This window comes from Agrobacterium sp. BT-220-3, from assembly GCF_025910175.1.
Taxonomy (GTDB): domain Bacteria; phylum Pseudomonadota; class Alphaproteobacteria; order Rhizobiales; family Rhizobiaceae; genus Agrobacterium; species Agrobacterium oryzihabitans.
Genome location: NZ_JAPAIX010000018.1, coordinates 1 through 21787, shown reverse-complemented (window position 1 = coordinate 21787; position 21787 = coordinate 1). Strand labels below are relative to the sequence as shown.

Below are 21787 nucleotides of genomic sequence, written 5' to 3'. Positions count from 1 at the left end.
CGAACGAAATGTCTTCGCCACCATGCTTGCCAAAGCACCCGCGCACCAGCCCGGCTGGCCGCTCGAAAAACGCCCGACCCATCGTCGATTTTGTTGAATAATGAAAATTATTGATACATAATTTTCGTTATTGAATAACGAAAGGGGAATTCATGCGAATTAAGGTCATAAATCCAAACACAACGCTCAGCATGACTGACAAAATTTATCAGTCGGCACGCCTGATCGCGTCCCCCGGCACAGAAATCGTCGCCGTATCGCCACAGATGGGGCCGGTTTCCATCGAAACCTTCCATGATGAGGTTTTTGCCGCAGCAGGCGTGATCGATGAGGTCCGCAAGGGCGAGGCCGAAGGGTTCGACGGTTATGTCATCGCCTGCTTCGGCGATCCGGGGCTGGCAGCGGCGCGGGAAGTCGCAAAGGGGCCTGTCGTCGGCATCGCCGAAGCGGCCATGCACATGGCAACCCTGATCGGTCACACATTCTCGATCATATCCCTGATCGATCGAATGGAACCGATGATGGCGCATCTGGTGCAGGCCTATGGCATGGAGCACAAATGCCGATCGATCCGCATGACCGCACTGGAGGTGCTCCAGCTTGAGGAAGAAGGCTCCGACGCAAGGCAGATCGTGGTGCGTGAATGCCGCAAGGCGATTGAGGAAGACCGCGCCGACTCGGTCCTGCTCGGATGTGCCGGGATGTCGGACCTGATGGCGCACGTTACTGCGGAAATCGGCGCGCCCGCCATCGATGGCGTGTCCGCGGCAGTCAAGCTCGTCGAATCCGCGGTCTCTCTGGGTCTCGGCACCTCCAAGCGGCATGGTTACGCCTACCCGACGCGCAAGACCTATACGGGCGTGTTCAGCGGCTACTCCATTCCCTGACTATCATGAACACCGTGGCGGGCCGCCATGGAGCGGTCGCCACGAGCATCGGTTTGAGAAGGTACTTCAACAATGAACGACAGGATCAAAATTGATCCGGCCGTCGTCGAGGGCATGATCCTCGACATGGCACGGCATGGTTCCGATGGCGGAACCGGGGTTTCGCGAACGGTTTATTCGCCCGAATGGGTCAAGGCGACGCAGCTTTACGCCCGCTGGTGCGAGGAAGCGGGCCTCAGCTCGCGCATGGACACGGCAGGCAATGTCTGGGGCAGGCTCGAAGGCCGCGAGACCGGCGCGAAGGCTATTGTTTCCGGCTCGCATATCGACACCCAGACCCCTGGCGGACGTTATGACGGCACGCTCGGGCTGATTGCCGCGCTGGTCGCGATCAGCGCATTGAAAGAACAGTTCGGCGAACCGCGCCTGCCGCTCGAATGCGTCGCCTTGTGCGAAGAAGAAGGCAGCCGCTTCCCCTCCGCCAATTTCTGGGGCTCGCGCGCTATTACAGGCCGTATCGCAGACCAGGACCTGCAGGCGACCATCGGTTATGACGGCGGCACGATTGCTGAAGCCATGCGGGAAGTCGGCCTCGATCCATCACAGATCGGCGAGGCGCAACGGGCCGATATCGGCGCCTTTATCGAACTGCATATCGAGCAAGGACCGATCCTCGAACAGGCCGATCTGCCGGTCGCTGTCGTCACCGGCATTACCGGCATCCGCCATTACCAGGTGGAACTGAAGGGCACGGCAAACCATGCGGGTGCTTTCCCGATGGACCTGCGGCGCGATCCAATGGCAGGTTTCGCAGAGATTGCCACCGGTGTCATCGACACGGCGCACCGATGGGGGCGACCCGCCGTCACGACCATCGGGCGTATTGCAGCCCTCCCCAATGGGGCAGCCATCATTCCGGAAAGCGTCCGGTTCTCCCTCGACGCCCGCCATCCCGACCCCGATCTCTGCCAGGCGCTTTATGCAAGCCATGAGCGGCTGATGCGCGAAGTGGCCGCGCGGCGAAACCTCGAAATCGACTGGACGATCACCCTCGATCATCCCGCATGGCCCTCCGCACCGGCAATCGTCGAGACGCTGAAGACGGCGGCGAAGGCGCAGGGCGTGCCGGTGATGACGATGGCGAGCGGCGCAGGTCACGATTCCCAGCAGATGGCTCGCATCGCGCCCACTGCGATGATCTTCGTGCGCAGCAAGGACGGACGAAGCCATACGCCGGAAGAGTTTTCCTCAATCGCCGACATCGTCGCTGGCATCGAGGTGCTGGCCGCGGGCCTCTATCGCCTGGCTTACACGGATAGCTCACCGGCATCGTGACGGCGCAACCGGTCCGACCCCGGTTTCGAGCGTCTTTCAGTAACCAACCACCCGCCCCGCAGCCTACACGTTACACAAGAGATTGGCAGATCGCGCAATCGTCCGCTTATTTTTTGCTCTTTGTGATCTTTTTTTCATCATTATAAACTTGACTGTAATTGTCTTCTTTAATACCAGTGCATTGCAACAAAAACGGAATAACGATCATGATTTCCAATAGCTTAGCCCAGCACATCGCTGCTTGGGCGGTGTCGATTTCGGCTGCCCTTTTTCAACCACTACCTGGGCGGAAGAAAAAACGATCACTGATGTGATCGGTCGCGAAGTGAAGGTCGACCTGCCAGCCAAACGCGTGGTGCTCGGTTTCTACTTCGAGGATTATATGGCCGTTGGCGGCGAAAACGCCTTCGATCAGGTCGTCGGCATTTCGCGCGAGGCCTGGGAAGGCTGGGTTCCGGCCAACTGGAACATGCACACCGCCCACCGTGCCTCGCTGAAGGATATTGCCGACGTCGGTGAAGTCGAGGCGCAAACTTTCTCCGTCGAGAAACTGCTCAGACTCAACCCGGACCTCGTCATCCTTGCCGACTGGCAATACAAGGCGCTCGGCCTTGATGCTGACCGGATAGAGGAAGAAGGCATTCCGGTCGTGGTTGTCGACTACAACGCCCAGACAGTCGATCGCCATGTCGCCTCGACCCTCGTGCTCGGCACGCTGACCGGCGAGGAAACACGCGCCAGGGAAATAGCAGACTTCTATTCCGACGCCCTGAAGGGCGTTGCGGATCGAGTCGCCAAGGCCGGCGCGGCAAAGCCTAAGGTCTACGTCGAATTCGGCAACAAGGGGCCGGCCGAATATTCCTTTACCTACGGCAAGAACATGTGGGGCGCCATGTCGACTGCTGGCGGTGGCGACAATATCGCCGCTCCCTTCGTGGAGTGGTGGGGACCGATCAACCCGGAACAGGTTCTGGCCTCGGCACCTGACGCCATCTTCATTTCCGGGCGGGAAAACAACAAAAGCGATACGGCGCTGCCAATGGGTCAGGGCGTCAAGGCAGAAGAAGCCCGCGCCAAGCTGAAGGCTTTCGAGACCCGCCAGGGCTGGGACCAGTTGCCTGCCGTCAAGAACGGCAAGGTCTTCGGCGTCTACCAGGGTGCATCTCGCACGCTCTCCGACTTCGCCATGGTCCAGTACATCGCCAAGCAGCTTTATCCCGAGCAGTTCGCCGACATCGATCCGATCGCCAACTATCATGCCTACTACGCAAAATACCTGCCGGTTCAACCTCAGGGGACCTTTGCCATCGGCGTGAAGGATTGATTGCCGCTTGCAGTCCCGCACTCCCTGGGCTGCCACTGATGGAAAGCGCCGATAAGCATCGGCGCTTTCTCCCGTCTTCACCGGTTTGCCGATCCCATGACAATCAATAGAAAAAACACCGAGGCGATCGGTGCTCAACGGGCGCGCGAGCGCCGCCGCTGGCGTACTGTTCTGCTGTTTCTGGCGGTGATGACAGCAAGCCTGGTGCTCGATATCGCCAGCGGCCCCTCCATGCTGTCGCCTGTGCAGGTCGTAAGATCGCTGACAGGTATTGGCGAACGCGCGCCTATGACCGATCCCATCGTGCGCTCGCTGCGCCTTCCCATGGCGCTGATGGCACTGGTGGTTGGGGCGGCGCTTGGTGCCGGCGGCGCACAGATGCAGACCATCCTCAACAATCCGATGGCAAGCCCTTACACGCTTGGCATGGCCGCGGCTGCCGGTTTCGGCGCGGCGCTGGTGCTGGCAGTCGGCGGGCTGGGCCTGCCCACCATGGTGGCCGTGCCGCTCGGCGCATTCATTTTTTCCATGCTGGCCGCCTTTTTCCTGTTCATGCTGGCCTCGATGCGCAGCATCAACGGTGAAACCATCATCCTCGGCGGCATTGCCCTGCTGTTCCTGTTCCAGTCGCTGCTATCGCTGATCCAGTTCATGTCCTCGCCCGAACTGTCGCAGCAGATCCTGTTCTGGTTGTTCGGCAGCCTGACCAAGGCGACATGGCCGACACTGGCACTGACTGCAATCGTCACACTGGCCTGCTGCCTTCTGCTGATGGCCGACTCCTGGAAGCTCGCGGCCCTGCGCATGGGAGAAGCGCGCGCTGCAAGCCTCGGTGTCGATGTGCGTTTCCTGCGCATGAAGGTGCTTGTCATCGTCGCCATCATGACGGCGACCGCCACCGGGCGTGTCGCAAAGCTGGCGATAGGACGCGTTGAGCCGATAATCACCCAGCTTTCACGCTTTGTTAACCTTTTGAAGTCCGAAGAGGCGCCCGAGCAGATCGTTTTGATCGTTGACGGTCCACTCGCCGGAAAATCCGAAGCCTTTGCGCAGCCACAACATCGCTTCGAACCCGGCGATCGTCCGGCGCGCCGTTTTGAATGACTGGAAACCGCCGATCTTGGGCATGTTCTTCTTCACTCGGAAGTGATCGCTCTCGATGCCTTGTTGGAGATGTTTGGTGACATAATGTACCGGGCCTGGATGCAGGAGCCCGTCCTCGACAGCTGTCTTGATCGTTGAAGGAAACGTGTTGGCGCCATCGGTGCCGATCTTACCCGGCGATAGTAGCGGCTCATCCTTGAGCATCTTACGGAAGAAGCGCTTGGCGGCGTCGAGATCGCGCTTAGCGGTGAGCAAGAAGTCGATCGGGTTTCCGTGCTTGTCGATGGCGCGGTACAGGTATCGCCACTTGCCCCGGATCTTAACGTAGGTCTCGTCAATCCTGACTGAGCCACAATGCGGTCGGCGAAACTGGCGAAGCCGCTTCTCGATGACAGGTGCATAGGCAAGGACCCACCGATTGATGGTGCTGTGGTCGACCTCAAAGCCGCGCTCGCGGAACATCTCCTCGAGATCTCTGTAGCTGAGCGGATACCGTAGATACCATGTCACTGCCTGCACGATCAGCCATGCCTCGAAATGCCGCCCTTTGAAATCGTCCTTCGACTGGCGCTTCAGCTTTTCGGCAATGGCATTCAGAATCATGGCTACGCTCCGCTACATCGGGAGCGGAAATTCCACCGTCGTGGTCAACAGCTAGTTAACCAAAAGAATTTGCGACAGGCCCGTGCCGGGTCGCGGCATTTACGATAACATGAAAACCGCGGTCGATCGCGTCGGTCGTGGCAAGGAGCGACAGGTCAATATCCGTTTCCTCGCGATGACGAACCACTACGTCTTTGCGCCTGAGTTTTGCAATCCCGCCGCGGGTTGGGAGAAGGGGCAGGTCGAGAAGAATGTCCAGGATGCCCGGCCGCGACTGTGGCAACAGATGCCGGACTTTCCTGATCTGGCGGCATTGAATGCCTGGCTGGAACAGCATTGCCAGGACCTGTGGCGCGACACAGCACACGGCACCTTGCCCGGCACGATCGCGGACGTCTGGTCCGCGGAACAGCCAGCATTGATGGCGCTCCCCGCTGCGTTTGACGGCTTCGTCGAGCAGGGCAAACGTGTCTCTCCGACATGCCTGATCACCTTCGAGCGGAACCGCTATAGCGTGCCTGCATCGTTTGCGAACCGGCCTGTCAGCTTGCGAATCTATCCCGAGCGACTGGTCGTTGCGGCCGAGGGTAATGTCCTATGCGAACATCCGAGGGTGATTGAGCGCAGCCACGACAAACCGCCGCGGACGATTTACGACTGGCGGCATTACCTTGCCGTCATTTAGCGCAAGCCCGGTGCCTTGCGCAATGGTGCGCCATTCCTGGAATTGCCGCTGGCCTTTCGACAGTTGCAGGACCAGATGCTGCGTCGCCTGGGCGGCGATCGTGAGATGGCCGATATCCTTGCTCTGGTGCTTCATCACGACGAACAGGTCGTCGTCAGGGCTGTGGAGCTGGCTCTGGATCAAGGCTTCGCGACCAAGACGCATGTGCTGAACCTGCTGCATCGTCTGATCGATGGGAAGACGACTGACGGCCCTGACATCGACACGCCACAGGCGCTGACCTTGGTGCGTGAACCCAAGGCTAACGTCGAACGTTACGATCGCCTACGTGTCCGGATCGTGGGAGGTCGCCATGCGTCATGATCCCGCAAGTGCCGCCGTCGTCATCATGCTGCGGAGCCTGAAGATGTATGGCATGGCCCAAGCCGTCACAGACCTGATTGAGCAAGGGGCTCCAGCTTTTGATGCGGCCGTGCCGATCCTGTCCCAGTTGCTGAAAGCCGAGATGGCCGAACGTGAGGTTCGCTCGATTGCCTATCACATGAAGGCTGCTCGCTTCCCAGCCTATAAGGACATCTCCGGGTTCGACTTCGCCGCCAGCGAAATCAACGAAGCGACGGTGCGCCAACTGCACCGATGCGAGTTCATGGACGGGGCGCAGAATATCGTGCTCGTCGGTGGGCCGGGCACAGGAAAAACACATGTCGCGACTGCCCTTGGGGTCCAGGCCATCGAGCATCACCGCCGGAAGGTCCGCTTCTTCTCGACCATCGAATTGGTCAATGCGCTCGAACAGGAGAAGGCCAAAGGCAAGGCAGGACAGATCGCTGAGACCCTCGTTCGCCTCGATCTCCTGATCCTCGATGAATTGGGATACCTTCCGTTCAGTGCCTCAGGGGGAGCGTTGCTCTTCCACCTGCTAAGCAAGCTCTACGAGCGCACCAGCGTCATTATCACGACCAACCTCAGCTTCAGCGAATGGGCAACCGTCTTCGGTGATGCCAAGATGACCACGGCTTTGCTCGATCGCCTGACCCACCGTTGCCATATCCTGGAAACAGGAAACGACAGCTTCCGCTTCAAGGCCAGCTCGGCCGCAGCAGCTCAGAAGAGAGGAGAAAAGGCCAATCCCTTGACCAAAGCCTGATCAGAAAACCATACTCAGAGGTGGCTCACTTCTCGGTGGAAAAACCGGGGGTGCGGATAAAAACTTGGACTGTTTTAAATACTCAGGCCGAGGCTCTTACGATATTCGACCGGGCTGAGTGATCCCAGTGATATTTTGATGCGCGTTTCATTGTACCATCGGATGTAGGCGTCCACCTCTGCCACGAACTGCTCGATCGTGATGACCTTCCAATCTCGTGGATAGAAGAGCTCGGTTTTCAACCGACCGAAGAACCCTTCGCACGCGGCGTTGTCTTGCGAGCAACCCTTGCGGGACATCGAGCGAACCAGTCTTGCTTCGCTGATACGGGTTAACCAGCCGGGCCATCGATAATGGGCTCCGCGATCAGAATGGATGATTGGCCGTTCCTCGCCGTTGGCGACGGTTTCGATGGCTGCATCCAGCATGGTGTTGACGAGACCTGCATCCGGTTGGGTTCCGATGGACCAGCTGATGACCATGCCGTCAAAGCAGTCGATGATGGGCGAAAGGTACACCTTGCCTGCTGGGATCTGGAACTCGGTGATGTCTGTCAGCCACTTCACGTTCGGCGCTTCTGCATGGAAGTCGCGATTGATCAGGTTCTCGGGCGCTGGACTGATCTCTCCCAGATAGGATCCAAACCGCCGTCGACGCGGCCTGGCAACGACCAGCTGCTCCTGCTTCATCAATCGCTGGACAACCTTTTCCGAGATTACCACGCTTTGTCTGGCCAGCGACGCCTGCAGTCGTCGATAACCGTAGCAACGACGGTTCGTTTCAAAGATCTCAGCTAGGCTGTGGCGGACGGCGGCATACTTGTCTGCCAGGCACATGCGGGCGCGATGGTAGAAGTAGGAGCTGCGGGCAATCCGAAGCTGGGCAAGCAGCTCTGGCAAGCGATAAACTTCCTTAAGGGCGTCAATCAGTTGGGTCTTCTCCCGATTACTCAGGATCTGCAGATCGACGCCCAGGTCTTTTTTTAGGAGTTCGTTGGCCTTCTTCAGGAGATCATGCTCGAGTTGTAACTGGCGGACATCACGCTGGAGGGCTTCAAGCTGTCGCTCGAGCTCTTCACGTTCAGGCAGCTTGGGGTTGGATTTGCGGCGTTTCATGGATGAGGGAGCCTCGTGACCGAGTAGCTGATCTTTCCAGCTGTACAATGTCGGCCTTGAGACGCCCAGTCGGTCAGCTACCTGTTGAGCGCTTTCATCTCCACTGCATAATCCGATGACCCCCGCTTGCCGGACCTCTTCGGAATAGCCAGGGTGCCACAATCGACCGACCATCGATGTCCGCGCCTCCGGAAACGCCTCACGAACCCATGCGGTTAGAGTTCCTCGACCGGGATAGCCGAGCGCCCTCATCGTCGCAGAGATGCAACGATCATGGGTGCGAAAGTGCTCAAGAGCAGCCTGCTTTTGGGCCTCGGAAAACTTTGGCGCTCGCGCTACCGGCTGAGTACGCAGGTCGAGATGCTGTAGGTACTCGCGGTACCAGCCCCTCAACGCATTCTTGGTGGGATACCCCAGCTGGCGAATGGTCGCGTTAAGTCGCTTGCCCAGCCGGATATAGAGCTCAACCGCTCGAACTCTGTCTGCGTAGGAATACATGAACTACCTCCTGTTAGTCCAAGTTTTCGTCCGCACCCCCACCGGCTCAGTTCCGCGTGGAAACCAACACATGGACTTCATGTCCCCGAAAATTGTTGGCGTTCTTCTTTTGTTCCGCTCTCTCCAAAGAGTCAAGCGGGTTTCATTGAGCTTATTTAGGCTCCGCTAAAGCGCTGTGGGCGAAATGATGAAACGAATCAGGAGCCTAGGCTGCGGGAGCCAAGTGACTCCACCGCCTCATTTTTTTGCGTTCTGCACAAGGACGTGAAACATGCCGCGGCGTGATAGCGGCGGCCCTCACGAAAAAGCCTGCCGCGGGAGGAGGTGCGGCAGGCTTTTCGAAAATAACCGAACAGCAACTGGGAGGAGGAGTGTTGCTGTTCCCGCAAACGCCCTTGGGAGGAGGAGTAGGGCGTCCGCATATCGAACCGACGCGGGAGGAGGTGCATCGCTTCGATAGTCGGATCATACAGGTTCTCCTCGCCAGCCGCGACAAAGCCATCAAGGCCGGCACACGGCAAGAACGCCAAGGCCGAGGTGATGGGCGTGATGATCTCAAGCCCGGACAAGCCGCTATGGCCGGATGCCAATGACGGAGAGCCTGTCACCAAGGAAGATCTCGCCCGCTACCATGAAGCCGTCGGACCATGGCTGATAGACCATATCAAGGGACGGCCTTGCTCGATGATACGAACCCCTGATGACATCGGCGGCGAGCAGTTCTTTCAGCGTCATGCCATGCCGGGGACATCGAACCTGCTCGAACTGGTCAAAGTATTCGGCGACAAGAAACCCTATCTGCAGATCGATCGGGGCGAGGGTCTTGCCGCCATTGCCCAGATCGGCGGCATCGAGCTGCATCCCTGGAATTGCGAACCGGGCCGGCAGCCGGTGCCTCGACCTGCTGTTCGTCCGAGACGTCGATGGGACATATCTCGGCGCGCCCGCCGAGCTATATGCATTGGGCGGCAACCTCTGCAAGAGTGAGTGGATCGCGTGAAGCAAGCAGAAGCCGGTGTTTGTCGGCGGCGAACGCCAGCGCGGCTGCTCGCCCTATTCCACTGGATGCACCGGCGATGACGACCGCTTGATATTTGCTTGAGGTATCCGTGCTCATTCTAGCTCGACAGTTCGTGCATCGCATTAAGTAATCGGCGGCGGTCGAATGGGTTTTGCATTCGACGGCGCTCGCCAAAAATTGGCTCGGTGGCGAGGCTTTCCGCGTCACTCGCACTTGCGATGACAAAAGGAATGCCAAGCGGGCATGAACCTCGACGAGGCGGTCAAGTTCCGAGGTTTTCTGGTCGTCCGAATTCTGACTGAATGCTGCGCTGCAGCGGACCCAACGTCCGGCTCGCTGCCTTTCACAGTACCATCGCTTCTACACCAAGGAGGTGACAATGATTTCGCCATCAAATCCCGTTTATGTCGCCAGACGACTAGCCGATGGAACGTGGAGCATCGTCGACACCAAGAGCGGCCAGGTCGCCGACATTGGCGGCTGCGTGCTGCGGCGGCTCGACGCCGCGATGGCCGCGGGGTTGGTGCAGGACTTGAACGAGACAGCGACCCCCGCCTTCGGTCGACGGATGCCGAGTAGATCCTGATCGATGGACCTCAGTCGGCGAGATTGTCGTTCGAACACGGCGGCATTCTCCTGGACCTCACGCAAGCCCTTGTATGAGGCGTGGCGCAGGTTCCCGTCGCCCGTCCAGCCGCGGAACTCGATCTCGGCAATCAGCGTCGGCTGCGCGAAGACGTAGTTCTTCCCTTTGAGAGGCACGACGGGTGTCCGTGTTTTCAGCTTGTCGAGCGTCTTCTTCAGATAGGCTGCGTCCTTTTCCCTGAAACCTGTTCCAACTTCACCGACGTAGACCCATTCGTGGCCGCTACGCGCGGCGAGCAACAGGCTGCCGATCCCGCCGCGGCCGGAGCCGGGCTGCTCGTAGCCGACAATCATAAAGCTTTCGCTCTCACGCATTTGATCTTCAGCCAGTCACCGGTGCGGGCCGCCACCTCGTCCGGCTCGAGGATGATGTATGGGCCGGGCCATTCTCGATCTCGTAACCCTTGACCTGCTCGTCCCGTTCGACCGGATCACCGGTCTCGCTGTCGACGAACTCGCGTTTTACCCGATTGCCGGTCTTCCGATTGAGAGTGTTGAAGGCGATCCATTCCGACGGTATAGTTCATCGCACCTTGAAGCGCGTTCGCCGCTTCCGTCGGGCCGCGCAACCTGCGCTGGGGTTCCTTTTATTTGCTGTGATAGAGCAAACTGGAGCGCTGTCTGATGAGGCTATCGTTCATTCGCAAGCACTCTACCGTGTAGCCGTGCCGATGCATCGGGAAGGAGCTGATCCTCCTGCCGGACACCTTCGCCGCTGGTCTGCACGCTTTCGAACAAAGGCCCGATTTCGTCCCAGATCTCCGGCCAGACTTCCCTCCCCGGCCGTCCAAGGGCCCACGGGTGCGTCTCGCCAGGGATCTCGCTCCAGGCGTCGTTGTAGAGGAGTGCGAGATCAGGCCCCCACTAGATTGCCATCGGGTAGTTGGTGCCGAGACAGATGCCCGCCGCGGACCGCAGGCTTTGCGGCCAGGTTTCCGGCGGCCCCAGCGGCGTCACCGACCAGTTGAGGGAGCACATCAGAGAACCTGCCTCGCCGCCTTCCGACAAGACGTCCGCTCGTTCCTGGCGCGGTGGATGATCGGGAGACTGCGGATTCACGGCTACCTCGGGACACAGGATTCGCTGGCATGGCTACGAAGCGCTTGTTCTATCGAAACAATACCGCCTTGTCAGCAGGTCGAGAGGCTGGACGCTGTGGGTCGATCACGGAGGTGATAAGACGTTGTCATCGGTGCTGGCGACGAAATTTATTCCCACTCGTTCAGGGCGCGGAACCTTGACGCCTCCACCGCGTTAAATCGCACTCACGGACACGTGATTATTGGGACGACGGGCTCATGAATCCTTTCGTGGTGATTTCGGTACGCCAAGTATCGCAGCTCCGTTTCAGGCCACGTCCTCACCCGCTCAGACAAGGAGGATCACTTTGAGCATCTTCGACCGTATCAAGCACGCAATCTTTGGCGAAGCACATGCTGCATCTGCTCCGCAGGCATCAAACTCGTCCGCATCTTCGACCTCACCGTCTTCTTCCGCGCCGGCCTCCACAATGTCTTCGTCGCCCGCACCGTCGACGACCGCGGCCGCTCCGGCGGCAAGCTCGTCGTCTTCCGCAACGCAGCCTGCAGCCCCGTCGTCCGCGCAGCCCTCTCAGTCGGCCGGCAGCGGTTCCTCCGTCGATGTCGAAACCATTCTGAACGAAGCCGTGAAGAAGTCAGGCCAGAAGCTCGACTGGCGGCACTCCATCGTCGACCTGATGAAGGCGCTTGACATGGACGCGAGCCTCGAAGAGCGCAAAGAGCTTGCTCAGGAACTCGGCTATTCCGGCGACGCCCATGACAGCGCGAAAATGAATACCTTCCTTCACAAGGCGCTCATGAAGAAGCTGTCGGAAAACGGCGGCAAGGTACCGGCCGACCTGCTCGACTGATCGCAGTCATCGTTAAGTTAGAAATCATCAACAGGGAGAAATGAAATGGCAACCACCAAGACACTCGACGACCTGTTCCTCGACACGCTCAAGGACATCTATTTCGCCGAGAAACAGATCCTGAAGGCGCTTCCTAAGATGGCGCGTGCTGCCCAGTCGGAAGAAGGCAAGGCAGGCTTTCTTCAGCATCGCGACGAGACGCAGGGCCAGATCGAGCGGCTGGAGCAGGTCTTCGAACTGCTCGGCAAGCCCGCACGCGGCAAGACCTGCGAAGCCATCCAGGGCATCATCGCCGAAGGCGAGGAGATCATCGAGGAGTTCAAGGAATCTCCGGCTCTCGATGCAGGTTTGATTTCCTCGGCGCAGGCCGTCGAGCATTACGAGATCGCCCGCTACGGCACTCTCATCGAATGGGCGAACCAGCTTGGGCTGAAGGACGCCGTTCCGCTCCTTCAGGCAAACCTTGCCGAAGAGGAAGCGACGGACAAGAAGCTGACGCAGCTCGCTAAGGCGTCTGCGAATACCAAGGGCAAAAGCAAGGCAGCCTAAGCCATCTGAAGTCACGAGAAGGCCGTCCATAGGGCGGCCTTTTTGACATCCGGCCATCATCATCGGGGACAACCATGGCAAAGCGTACGACACGGGCTTCCGGCTCGATCTCATCCAAAGACACCGTCACCATTCACGATCAGCAGCTTCACCGTGGCGTGGGCGGAGAGCTTCATCAGATCGCAGAGGACGGCGCCGACATCCTGACCACCTCGCAGGGCGGGCCGGTTGCCGACGATCAGAGCTCCCTTCGCGCAGGATCGCGCGGGCCGCTTCTCGTCGATGACTTTCATTTCCGCGAGAAGATCTTCCACTTCGACCACGAGCGCATTCCGGAACGCGTCGTGCATGCGCGTGGCTACGGCGCACACGGCTTTTTCGAGAATTATGAGTCCCTGTCGGAGGTCACCCGCGCCGACATCTTCCAGCGACCGGGTGAGAAGACGCCGGCGTTCGTTCGCTTCTCGACTGTCGCCGGCAACAAGGGTTCGGCCGACCTCGCCCGCGACGTACGCGGTTTCGTTGTGAAGTTCTACACTCAGGAAGGTAATTGGGACCTCGTCGGAAACAACATCCCTGTCTTCTTCATCCAGGACGCGATCAAGTTCCCGGATGTGGTGCATGCTGCCAAGCAGGAGCCAGACCGTGCGTTCCCGCAGGCGCAGACCGCCCACGACAATTTCTGGGACTTCATCAGTTTGACGCCGGAAAGCATGCACATGGTCATGTGGATCATGTCCGACCGGACGATCCCACGCTCCTTCCGCTTCATGGAGGGGTTTGGCGTCCACACCTTCCGCTTCGTGAACGACAAGGACGAGTCTACGTTCGTCAAGTTCCACTGGAAGCCGAAACTCGGCCTTCAGTCGGTGGCGTGGAACGAGGCGGTCAAAATCAACGGCGCCGATCCCGATTTCCATCGTCGCGATCTCTGGCAGTCGATCCAGTCCGGCAACTTTCCTGAATGGGAGCTCTGCGTACAGCTCTTCGATCAGGAGTTTGCCGACAATTTCGACTTCGACGTCCTCGATCCGACGAAGATCATTCCTGAAGAGATCCTGCCGGTGAAGCCGATCGGCCGTCTCGTGCTCGACCGCATGCCGGACAATTTCTTCGCGGAGACCGAGCAGGTCGCATTCATGACGCAGAACGTGCCGCCGGGTATCGACTTCAGCAACGACCCGCTGCTTCAGGGCCGCAACTTCTCTTACCTCGACACGCAGCTCAAGCGTCTTGGCGGCCCGAACTTCACGCATCTGCCGATCAACGCACCGAAGTGTCCCTTCCACAATTTTCAGCAGGACGGGCATATGGCGATGCGCAACCCGGTCGGCCGGGTGAACTACCAGCCGAACTCCTTTGGTGAAGGTCCGCGCGAATCTCCGTCGAGAGGCTATCGCCACTTCCCTGCCGAGGAGAACGGTTCGAAGGTGCGGCTGCGCCCGGAGAGCTTCGCCGACCATTACAGCCAGGCTCGCCAGTTCTTTCTCAGCCAGACGCCGCCGGAGCAGCGGCACATCGCCATGGCGCTGACCTTCGAACTGAGCAAGGTGGAAACGGTCGCCATCCGGGAGCGGATGATCTCCCATCTCCTGAACATTGACGAGACGCTCGCGACCACTGTCGCGCAGAAGCTCGGGATCCAGACGATGCCGAAAGCAGCGGACGCCGCCATGCCGACGCGCCAGGATCTCGAGCCCTCTCCTGCCCTCAGCATCGTCGAGCGTGGTCCGAAGCGGTTCGAGGGCCGCAAGCTTGGTGTGCTCGTCACCGACGGGGTCGATGCGAAGCTCTTGAAGGGGTTGAAGACCGCTATCGAAAAGGAGAAGGCTCTAGTCGAGCTGATCGCGCCGAAGGTCGGCGGCGTGACCGCGTCCGACGGCTCCTGGATCGAGGCCCAGCATATGATCGACGGTGGTCCGTCGGTGCTGTTCGACGCCGTTGCCGTCCTCGCCTCGCCCGCCGCGATCGAGGATCTGGTAAAGGAGGCGACCGCGCGGGACTTCGCCGCGGATGCATTCCAGCACTGCAAGTTCATCGGCTACGACGAGAGCGCCTTCCCGCTGCTCGTCAAAGCCGGGATCACCGATGTCCTCGACGAGGGCATGATCATCCTTCCCGGCGAAGAAGGACTTGCCGCCTTCGTGTCTGAGCTCGGCAAGCTTCGGGTCTGGGGGCGCGAACCCGCGCTCAAGCTCGGCAAGGCGTCTCCGCCGGTGAAGTGAACATGAGGCGAGGACCCCGTGTCCGCCCCCCTCCGTCGAAGGAGTGAGGAACGAGAGACCTCTTCCAGTGTTGTCGTTCCACGGAGCGGCAACACACCGGAAGAAGCTAACACAGGAGATAGATCAATGATGAGTGGACCTATGAAAGCGCTGCTGGGAGCGCTCGCCGTGGCAGGCTACCAGAACCGTGACAAGATCGCGGAGGTGCTGCGCGGGCTTCAGAACCGGCAGCCTCAAAGCGGCGACGCCTCTCGCCCGACCGATAAGGCGGACGGCGGCCTGGGTGGTCTCTTTGGGGGACAAGGCGGCCTTGGAGACCTACTCGGGGGCCTGACGACCGGCGGCATCCTCAGCGGCGGCCTGGGCGACCTTCTGAAGACGTTTCAGCAGAACGGCCACGGCGACAAGGCAGATACGTGGGTCCAGCCGGGACCGAACGCTCCCATTGAGCGAGGACAGCTCTCGGAGGCTCTCGGCCCGGACGTCCTCGACGAACTCACGGCCAAGACGGGCCTGTCTCGCGAGGACATCCTCGATCGGTTGACGCGCGATCTGCCGAAGGCCGTGGACGACCTTACGCCCGATGGCAAAGTGCCGAGCGAAGAAGACGACTTCCTTCGCTCGGCCAGCGCGCTGTCGACGGGCAAGACCGCATGAACTCTACCTCTCGAACGGAGAACACGATGTCCGAACCGAACAATTCGCCAGCCGTCCAGTTGATGCGCGAGGAGCAGGAGCGGCAGCGCTCCGCAGCGAGCGCCGGCACCCTCGATAAGGGGCTAGAGGCCACCTTCCCTGGTTCCGATCCCGTGTCTGCAACGATCACCTCGATCCCGGCGGGCCGAGCGGAGACCGCAGACGCAGGTTCCCCAGCGCGCGGCGCGGAACTTGCAGAGGATCGGGACTACCCACGCGTCGACGCCGCACTGCAGAGCCAGTCGCAAATTGACTCTGAGGTTCTCGATGCCGGGGAGGAAGTCCGCGCTTTGCGTCGGGACGTCGCCCGACTGAGGGAAAACCTGCTTGAAATCGCCGAGGGCGGTGTCGAACTGATGAAGGCGGAAGCCCGATCCGCAGTTCGCGACGCTGAGAGCCGCATTCGGGAGCGTCCGCTAACAGCCGTAAGTATTGCCGCGCTATTGGGTTATGTCTGGGGGCTGACCCGCTAGACCCGGCGTTAGCTCAATTCACTGGCCCTCGCGGCTTCCCTTGCTGGCTTCGGCGCCCATCAGCGTCATTGTCAATCGGCGTCGTAACGGGGGGTCTGACGCAATTTCGATGACATCAGGGTGCTCCGACGATACGTGCCTCAAGCAAATCCAGTTTCCCGCGCCCGTACATCTGGCGCTTGATGAGTTTGCTTGGTGATCTGGCCCTCTGTCGGGCCGTTCGACCAAATTGAAGTGATTGCATTTTGAACCGCTGCTCTATCGCGGATAACGCCGTTCGCGAATGGAGAGATTAAGCTTGCTGCGGCGCAGTTGATCCATGTGTCCAGATCATCTTTAGACTTGCGCCGCAGCATTTCGTGGAAGCTCTCCACAACATTTCTTGCGTCGACAAGGTCTGGTAGCTGCTCCTCAATCGCTGCGACCATCATCGTCTGCGCCTTGGTCAAATTGTTGCGCTCAAGGGTCATCAGGCGGACGATGGTGCGTGCTGTTGGCGCGTGACCGAGCCCGTTCTCGGCCTTTTCGGCCCTTCTTCGTCGTGTTGCCCATTCCGTGACGACGCGGAGACCGCCGCCAAAACCAGCCAGCCAAGCTGCCGCCCAAGGTTCAGCGCCGTTTCGTAATCCGGCATCCCATTGCGCTTCGAGCCACGGGAGGTGTGGTTCGAGCGAAGTTTGCCGGACTCGGAAGATGTCGGTCCTTTGACCACGGATGACACTGCGAACGAGCTTACGACTATGTCCTGTTCTGCGCACGATTTCCTTGATGGACACGCCATCGCCGACGAGCCCACGAATGACAGAGTTAGTCTCTTCACGCCGTAGATAGCCCTCATATTGCAAACGCTCGGCGGCAGTCAGAAGCTTAGGGCTTACGGTTGCTGTTCCAACTGCCAGGCGCACCTGCCGGATCGACTTGCGAACGGCGTCAAGAAAGGCGTGGCTAGCATTTTCCATGAGATGCCAGCGGTCGACGACCTGTTCGGCCTGTGGCAGGGCTTGCGCAGCGGCCTGTGCATATCCGCCGCCGCGGTCTCTTGCGACGATTTTGATTTGCGGCTGCTCAACCAGCCAGGCCTTTGCGGTCGAGGATTCTCGGTCGGGCAACAACGCGATCGTCTTTCGCCGTTCCAGATCGCAGATAATCGTGCCATATCGGTGATTGCTACGCCACGCCCAGTCATCAATGCCGATAACGCTTGGCGGCGGTGGTGGTGGGCGATCATATCGGCGAACGGTTCGAAGCAGCGTGTCATTGCTAACCGGTAACCCGAGACGATCTGCGAACCGTGCTGCTGGCCGACCACCCAATGCCAAAGCGAGATGGTAAACTAAGGTCTCTAGGCGTGCCGTGCGGCGGGCCATCGGTCGGATCACGCCATCACCGAAACGCTCGGCGAAAATCTTTCGGCGACAATGGACGACATTGCAGACGAAGCGTCGGACCGTCAGATGCAATTCGATCCTTCGGCGCGCACACGGCAGATCGGCGATCATCCGAGGATAGCGGCTATGAACGCGATGGGAGGTCGTACCGCATTCGGGACACTTGCAACCTGGGGAATGACCGTATGCGGCGATGACCATCGCATCGGATGTGTGGTGCACTGACTTGACGTCAGCTCGGCTGGGATCAGATCGGAAAGCCGAAACTGGGCTCGCATGGCGCTGGTTCTCCGTGAAAAACCAGGCCAGTGGAATCTAAAACATCATCAAGATTGAGTCAGACCCCTTATTTCATGCCTAATCAGGGCCTGGCAGAGATGCATGGTTCACTTCATGCGCAATGCCTTGGTCCAAGCCGGAAAGAGCGGACGTCGCGTCGTGTCCGCCTTCATTGCCACGGCATTTGCTCAGGACACGCCAGCGGCGGCGAGCACCCAATGGCGCAGTGTCGCCGACCAGATCAGGCCGAAGGTTCCGAAACTCGCTATGCTGATGGATAGTGCCGAACAGGATGTCCTCGCTTACATGACCTTTCCCAAGCAGCACTGGGCAAAGCTTCAGTCGACAAATCTGATCGAGCGTCGCACGGCGAGATCAAGTAACGAAATCCATCCCCATCCGCGCTCAAAATGGCTTCCCCTCGGCAGTTCATCAGGGCTAAATCAAACTGGCATGTCCGCCGAAACGGGCACTCCAAGACTACAATGGCTCGGGAAACGCTTCCCGTCGCACTCAAAAAAGTGAGGCCCGCCGATCTCGTTGGAGATTAATCGAGCGGGCCTCGTGCCGCTGCGGAATTGGAACACCGACGGCAATGTTTCAATTCGCTAAAAAACCAAACGTTCCTGGGCACAGGTGAGAACAAAAAAGCCCGTCACCTGGCGGGGTGACGAGCTCACGCTTAGGCGCTATTCGCAACGCCGCTGCATTCTATGATGCCTGTTCTTGGCATTCGTGCCGTTGGAATAGAAGATAGCGCAGATAGGTTGCGCGAAGCTTACGTTTCAACTGTAACTTATAGTCTTCAAAAAGAATGAGGCCCGACGCTCCTCGTAAGCGCCGGGCATCTATGCCGCTACCCGTTGGAAAGACGCGACGGTTCAAGGCTAACCCCGCCGGCAATACCGGCAAACTTAAAAAACACGACAGGAGAACAGGGCGACTGTACGCGAGGGGGAGCGGGAGGCTTGTGCCACCGGCCATTTTTGGGGCCGCTTTGCTCAACGCTGTGGCCATAATGTAAGGCTGATTCTGAATAGCCCCGAGATCTGTAGACGCCTTCTTTCCTAATTTTGAGGCAGGAAGAGCATCATGAGCAAATCGAATTTCACCGAAGAGTTTAAGCGCGACGCTGTTCGTCAGATCACGGAGCGAGGCTATCCGATGGCACCCATGTTGACCGCCAGCCCCGATCCGGTCACGCGGCCAATTCTGGCGCTGACAAGCTGGATTGCCGACATCAGCGGATAAGACAGCAACATGGTCCAAAGCATGTTGAAGCCGAACTGCGCGCCGGCCTGGGAGTAGGTTGCGACCCCACTTGGATCGTCGTCGGCGGCTCCAGTGATTAGGCCAGGGCCAAGCTTCTTCAGAACCGAGCCTGATGTCGGACGCGACGTGGCGTGCCCGGAAGGGGGCGCGGGTAGCGGGCCGTCAATTGAGGTGTTCACATCCGTCGTCCCGGTTAGCGGGTCGCGCCAAAGATCCAGGCGACCGCAGCTGTGAGGGCTACAGCAGTGAGCGGGTTTTCCTTGATCCAGCCGCGAACGCTGTTTGCAAAACCGTCGCTTTGCTGGTTCTCAGGAGCACTGGCTTTGACGCGCTCAGCCTCTTGTGGATCGGTGCGGCCTGCCGGGACGGAGGTGATCGTGTGAGAAACAGGATCCGACGCGGGAAAGGTATCTTCGAGGCCTTTATCGAGATCGCCCTTGTCCTCCTCTTGCCGCTGTCGTGCCTTCTCCAACTCGTAAGCCTGAACTGCGGGTGAAGAAGATTTGGGATCGTCGGCCATCGGGGCTCTCCAGGATGAGGTGCCAGATAACGTCATCCCAAAACGATAAGTTCCGATGGTGCATCAGCACCGTACCCTGTCGTACATTCCTCTTGTTGACGTCCCCCTCTACTTGTCGCTGTTTTGCTGAGCATTAGTTCATCGTGATCGAAAGATGACGACATTCCACAAAAACGAAACCGCGAGAAGAGTTCCTTGGCGGACAGGAAGCAACGCTTCGACGCAACGCATAACAGCGCCATGGCGTCAATCAAGGCGGAGGCGGAGGAGCGGCGGCTGAAGACCGAGCGTTTGCGCAAGATGCGCCTTCAGTCGGGAAGTTGACGGAATTTACCCGCCTACACACTCTCGCTTGAGCGGCGAAACGTATCGTTGGGGGTAAGGCCTGACCTGACGCATCCGGAAACGCGCCTGAGAATGCAAATCTGACTTTGAGCGGACCAGACGCGTTCTGACATCGCGCTGTCATCTCCCTTCGCTATCTCATCTTCGAATGGAGAAGGTGATGGCAAGAGAACTGGCATCAGACATTGAGGATATCGCGCGGACGATCGCCGAACTCGCTCTCCCGGGAATGCGACCGAAGGATCTCGTAGACGCGGTCAGAAAGAAACACGCTGCTGCGTCTAAAAAAGAAATATCTCGGGCCGCCTTCTACGCGGTTATTCTGGCCGCTGACGAGGAGCCAGGCCGCGCCGAGGGGCTCCACGAGTTGGCGAGCGTCACACGAAACGAGCTCGACGAATAGAAGGGTCTCGCCGAGTAGTCGTCGTCAATGAAACGCAATAAACCGCTTAGGAGCGATACAGTCCCGCCCGGCGTGACGATCCGTTGCGAACTGGATCGCCTCGACCAATTCAAGGTCCATCACCGGCTTTGAGATCACCCCGAGGGCGCCATCGACGCCTGAGCCAAGCTGTTCCGGGTTGCCGGTCATGAAGACGACGGTGACGTCGTCTGCCGCCAGGCGTCGGCCGATTTCCGGTCCGGTCGCACCATCGATGAGATTGACATCGACAAATGCAACTTCTGCCTTGTCGGCAAGCTCGTACGCTTCCTTTGCCGTGGTTGCCGTCCCGATGGCCTCATGCCCAAGCGACAACACTGCCTCTTCGACCGCGCTCGATAACAGCCACTGGTCTTCGACGATCAGAATATTCACCATGCTTATCCAACCTTTCTTCGTGAGCGACAAAATCACTGCGTCAATACTTTGTTCCGGCCTTGGGCGATTTTTGCGCAGCTGGTGACGTGTGACCTTTTCCAAGGAACAAAGTTGGATTCCGCTCGTTCAATGCTGGTCGCAACAATCTGGAATGCGGATGACCAAGCCTGACGAGAAACTCTCGGTGATCGAAGAACAGCTTGTCATCGACAAGCGCGCCGTGCGCGACGGCAGCGTCCGCGTCAGCACCAAAACCGAGTTTGTTACAGAAGCAGCGGAGGCACGCCTCGACAGCGAGAATGTCGAGGTGACGCGTGTGGCAATCGGACGTGAAGTGTCAGAAGCGCCGGCCGTTCGCACGGACGGTGACGTGACCATCGTGCCTGTGATGGAGGAGGTTCTCGTTGTCGAGAAGCGTCTGATGCTGGTCGAAGAGATCCACATCCGCCGCGTCGCCACCACCGAGGACGTTACCATTCCGGTCGAACTGCGCAAGCAACGTGCCACCATCGAGCGCGACGACCCCTGAGCTAATTATCAATCCGAGAAAAGGAGAAATTCATGACCTACAGCGAAACCACATCGTCCTACCGCGCCTCGTCATCGAACACGGTGACGGCCTTCTTCGAAAACCGCAGCGATGCGGATGCCGCCGTCGAACGCCTTGCGGAAGCCGGGATTGCCCGCGACGGCATTCGCGTCGTCGCCGGCAAGGAGTCTACTACCTCGACTGAGGTTGCCTCCGAGCACAAGGGCTTCTGGGAGAAGCTGGAAGACTTCTTCTTTCCCGACGAGGACCGCGCCGTCTATTCCGAAGGCCTTCGCCGCGGTGGTTATCTAGTAACTGTCAGCAACGTCACCGCCGCCTCTTATGACAAGGTTATCGATATCCTCGATGACGAGGGCAGCATCGATCTCGATCAGCGCGCCGAGAGCTGGCGCTCGGAAGGCTGGAACCAGCAGGA

17 protein-coding genes and 8 pseudogenes are annotated in these 21787 nt (G+C 59.2%); 17 read left to right on the top strand and 8 right to left on the bottom strand.

Features of this window, described 5'->3' with window-relative positions; all coding sequences use genetic code 11:
- Positions 1–152: 152 nt before the first annotated feature.
- From OK142_RS23895 to OK142_RS23880, 4 genes and pseudogenes are all read left to right on the top strand, one after another.
- Entirely contained in the window at positions 153–887 is a 735-nt protein-coding gene (locus OK142_RS23895) for an aspartate/glutamate racemase family protein (RefSeq protein WP_172873309.1), read from the top strand.
- A gap of 72 nt (positions 888–959) precedes the next feature.
- Positions 960–2222 (top strand): Zn-dependent hydrolase, encoded by a 1263-nt coding sequence (locus OK142_RS23890; protein ID WP_498685644.1) that lies wholly within the window; start codon positions 960–962, stop codon positions 2220–2222.
- A 241-nt stretch (positions 2223–2463) separates the two neighbouring features.
- Entirely contained in the window at positions 2464–3546 is a 1083-nt protein-coding gene (locus OK142_RS23885; RefSeq protein ID WP_498685642.1) for an ABC transporter substrate-binding protein, read from the top strand.
- A 96-nt stretch (positions 3547–3642) separates the two neighbouring features.
- Positions 3643–4503, top strand: a pseudogene (locus OK142_RS23880) (FecCD family ABC transporter permease); the annotation flags it as partial.
- On the opposite strand, the gene OK142_RS23875 reads toward OK142_RS23880, so the two are convergent.
- Entirely contained in the window at positions 4501–5253 is a 753-nt protein-coding gene (locus OK142_RS23875; RefSeq protein WP_209193785.1) for an IS6 family transposase, read from the bottom strand. The pseudogene OK142_RS23880 and the gene OK142_RS23875 overlap by 3 nt on opposite strands.
- A gap of 82 nt (positions 5254–5335) precedes the next feature.
- Between OK142_RS23875 and OK142_RS23870 the strand changes: the two are divergent.
- Both OK142_RS23870 and istB read left to right on the top strand, forming a co-directional pair.
- Positions 5336–6301, top strand: a pseudogene (locus tag OK142_RS23870) (Mu transposase domain-containing protein); the annotation flags it as partial.
- The gene (gene istB, locus OK142_RS23865) at positions 6291–7085 is read left to right on the top strand and encodes an IS21-like element helper ATPase IstB (protein WP_137396213.1); all 795 of its coding nucleotides are present in this window, start codon (positions 6291–6293) and stop codon (positions 7083–7085) included. The pseudogene OK142_RS23870 and the gene istB, both read left to right, overlap by 11 nt.
- A gap of 74 nt (positions 7086–7159) precedes the next feature.
- Here istB and OK142_RS23860 read toward each other — a convergent pair whose 3' ends face one another.
- Entirely contained in the window at positions 7160–8698 is a 1539-nt protein-coding gene (locus OK142_RS23860) for an IS3 family transposase (protein WP_498685638.1), read from the bottom strand.
- Between the two features lie 504 nt (positions 8699–9202).
- Between OK142_RS23860 and ligD the strand changes: the two are divergent.
- A pseudogene (ligD, locus tag OK142_RS23855) lies at positions 9203–9595 on the top strand (non-homologous end-joining DNA ligase LigD); the annotation flags it as partial.
- A 529-nt stretch (positions 9596–10124) separates the two neighbouring features.
- On the opposite strand, the pseudogene OK142_RS23850 reads toward ligD, so the two are convergent.
- A pseudogene (locus OK142_RS23850) lies at positions 10125–10878 on the bottom strand (Ku protein); the annotation flags it as partial.
- A 350-nt stretch (positions 10879–11228) separates the two neighbouring features.
- Positions 11229–11423 (bottom strand): hypothetical protein, encoded by a 195-nt coding sequence (locus OK142_RS23845; RefSeq protein WP_498685636.1) that lies wholly within the window; start codon positions 11421–11423, stop codon positions 11229–11231.
- Positions 11424–11751: 328 nt separating this feature from the next.
- Here OK142_RS23845 and OK142_RS23840 point away from each other — a divergent pair, with 328 nt between their 5' ends.
- The 5 genes from OK142_RS23840 to OK142_RS23820 all read left to right on the top strand — a co-directional run bounded on the left by OK142_RS23840 (position 11752) and on the right by OK142_RS23820 (position 16198).
- Positions 11752–12255: a DUF3597 domain-containing protein gene (locus OK142_RS23840; RefSeq protein WP_498685634.1), complete on the top strand. Its 504-nt coding sequence runs from the start codon at positions 11752–11754 to the stop codon at positions 12253–12255.
- Between the two features lie 45 nt (positions 12256–12300).
- Positions 12301–12804 carry a YciE/YciF ferroxidase family protein gene (locus OK142_RS23835; protein ID WP_498685633.1) on the top strand — a complete coding sequence of 168 codons (504 nt, stop codon included), beginning with the start codon at positions 12301–12303 and terminating at the stop codon, positions 12802–12804.
- Positions 12805–12878: 74 nt separating this feature from the next.
- Positions 12879–15029 carry a catalase gene (gene katE, locus OK142_RS23830; protein WP_498685632.1) on the top strand — a complete coding sequence of 717 codons (2151 nt, stop codon included), beginning with the start codon at positions 12879–12881 and terminating at the stop codon, positions 15027–15029.
- 126 nt (positions 15030–15155) lie between these two features.
- Positions 15156–15686 (top strand): YidB family protein, encoded by a 531-nt coding sequence (locus OK142_RS23825; RefSeq protein ID WP_052821344.1) that lies wholly within the window; start codon positions 15156–15158, stop codon positions 15684–15686.
- Entirely contained in the window at positions 15683–16198 is a 516-nt protein-coding gene (locus tag OK142_RS23820) for a hypothetical protein (protein ID WP_498685631.1), read from the top strand. Before OK142_RS23825 ends, OK142_RS23820 begins: the two co-directional genes overlap by 4 nt.
- 115 nt (positions 16199–16313) lie before the next feature.
- Here OK142_RS23820 and OK142_RS23815 read toward each other — a convergent pair.
- Positions 16314–17864, bottom strand: a pseudogene (locus OK142_RS23815) (ISL3 family transposase).
- Positions 17865–17943: 79 nt separating this feature from the next.
- Here OK142_RS23815 and OK142_RS23810 point away from each other — a divergent pair.
- A pseudogene (locus OK142_RS23810) lies at positions 17944–18228 on the top strand (transposase); the annotation flags it as partial.
- A gap of 800 nt (positions 18229–19028) precedes the next feature.
- Here OK142_RS23810 and OK142_RS23805 read toward each other — a convergent pair.
- Together OK142_RS23805 and OK142_RS23800 are read right to left on the bottom strand one after the other, a co-directional pair.
- Positions 19029–19316: pseudogene (locus OK142_RS23805) on the bottom strand (divalent metal cation transporter); the annotation flags it as partial.
- Positions 19317–19330: 14 nt separating this feature from the next.
- Complete coding sequence (locus tag OK142_RS23800; RefSeq protein WP_052114311.1) at positions 19331–19657, bottom strand: hypothetical protein; 327 nt, start codon at positions 19655–19657, stop codon at positions 19331–19333.
- Between the two features lie 195 nt (positions 19658–19852).
- On the opposite strand from OK142_RS23800, the gene OK142_RS23795 reads away from it, so the two are divergent.
- Complete coding sequence (locus OK142_RS23795) at positions 19853–19981, top strand: hypothetical protein (RefSeq protein ID WP_279795943.1); 129 nt, start codon at positions 19853–19855, stop codon at positions 19979–19981.
- 181 nt (positions 19982–20162) lie between these two features.
- The gene (locus OK142_RS23790; RefSeq protein ID WP_113731509.1) at positions 20163–20405 is read left to right on the top strand and encodes a hypothetical protein; all 243 of its coding nucleotides are present in this window, start codon (positions 20163–20165) and stop codon (positions 20403–20405) included.
- Positions 20406–20429: 24 nt separating this feature from the next.
- Here OK142_RS23790 and OK142_RS23785 read toward each other — a convergent pair whose 3' ends face one another.
- Positions 20430–20924 carry a response regulator gene (locus OK142_RS23785; protein ID WP_498685629.1) on the bottom strand — a complete coding sequence of 165 codons (495 nt, stop codon included), beginning with the start codon at positions 20922–20924 and terminating at the stop codon, positions 20430–20432.
- A gap of 55 nt (positions 20925–20979) precedes the next feature.
- On the opposite strand from OK142_RS23785, the gene OK142_RS23780 reads away from it, so the two are divergent.
- A complete protein-coding gene (locus tag OK142_RS23780; protein ID WP_498685628.1) occupies positions 20980–21351 on the top strand; it encodes a YsnF/AvaK domain-containing protein in 372 nt (123 codons plus the stop codon).
- Positions 21352–21383: 32 nt separating this feature from the next.
- Positions 21384–21787 (top strand): annotated as a pseudogene (locus OK142_RS23775) (hypothetical protein); the annotation flags it as partial.

Bases quoted from the DNA above. Each gene is read 5' to 3' on its own strand.
- OK142_RS23895 (WP_172873309.1), top strand. From the start codon at position 153: ATGCGAATTAAGGTCATAAATCCAAACACAACGCTCAGCATGACTGAC.
- katE (WP_498685632.1), top strand. From the start codon at position 12,879: ATGGCAAAGCGTACGACACGGGCTTCCGGCTCGATCTCATCCAAAGAC.
- OK142_RS23790 (WP_113731509.1), top strand. From the start codon at position 20,163: ATGGCAAGAGAACTGGCATCAGACATTGAGGATATCGCGCGGACGATC.
- OK142_RS23820 (WP_498685631.1), top strand. From the start codon at position 15,683: ATGAACTCTACCTCTCGAACGGAGAACACGATGTCCGAACCGAACAAT.
- OK142_RS23890 (WP_498685644.1), top strand. From the start codon at position 960: ATGAACGACAGGATCAAAATTGATCCGGCCGTCGTCGAGGGCATGATC.
- istB (WP_137396213.1), top strand. From the start codon at position 6,291: ATGCGTCATGATCCCGCAAGTGCCGCCGTCGTCATCATGCTGCGGAGC.
- OK142_RS23860 (WP_498685638.1), bottom strand. From the start codon at position 8,698: ATGTATTCCTACGCAGACAGAGTTCGAGCGGTTGAGCTCTATATCCGG.
- OK142_RS23835 (WP_498685633.1), top strand. From the start codon at position 12,301: ATGGCAACCACCAAGACACTCGACGACCTGTTCCTCGACACGCTCAAG.
- OK142_RS23875 (WP_209193785.1), bottom strand. From the start codon at position 5,253: ATGATTCTGAATGCCATTGCCGAAAAGCTGAAGCGCCAGTCGAAGGAC.
- OK142_RS23780 (WP_498685628.1), top strand. From the start codon at position 20,980: ATGACCAAGCCTGACGAGAAACTCTCGGTGATCGAAGAACAGCTTGTC.
- OK142_RS23825 (WP_052821344.1), top strand. From the start codon at position 15,156: ATGATGAGTGGACCTATGAAAGCGCTGCTGGGAGCGCTCGCCGTGGCA.
- OK142_RS23800 (WP_052114311.1), bottom strand. From the start codon at position 19,657: ATGGCCGACGATCCCAAATCTTCTTCACCCGCAGTTCAGGCTTACGAG.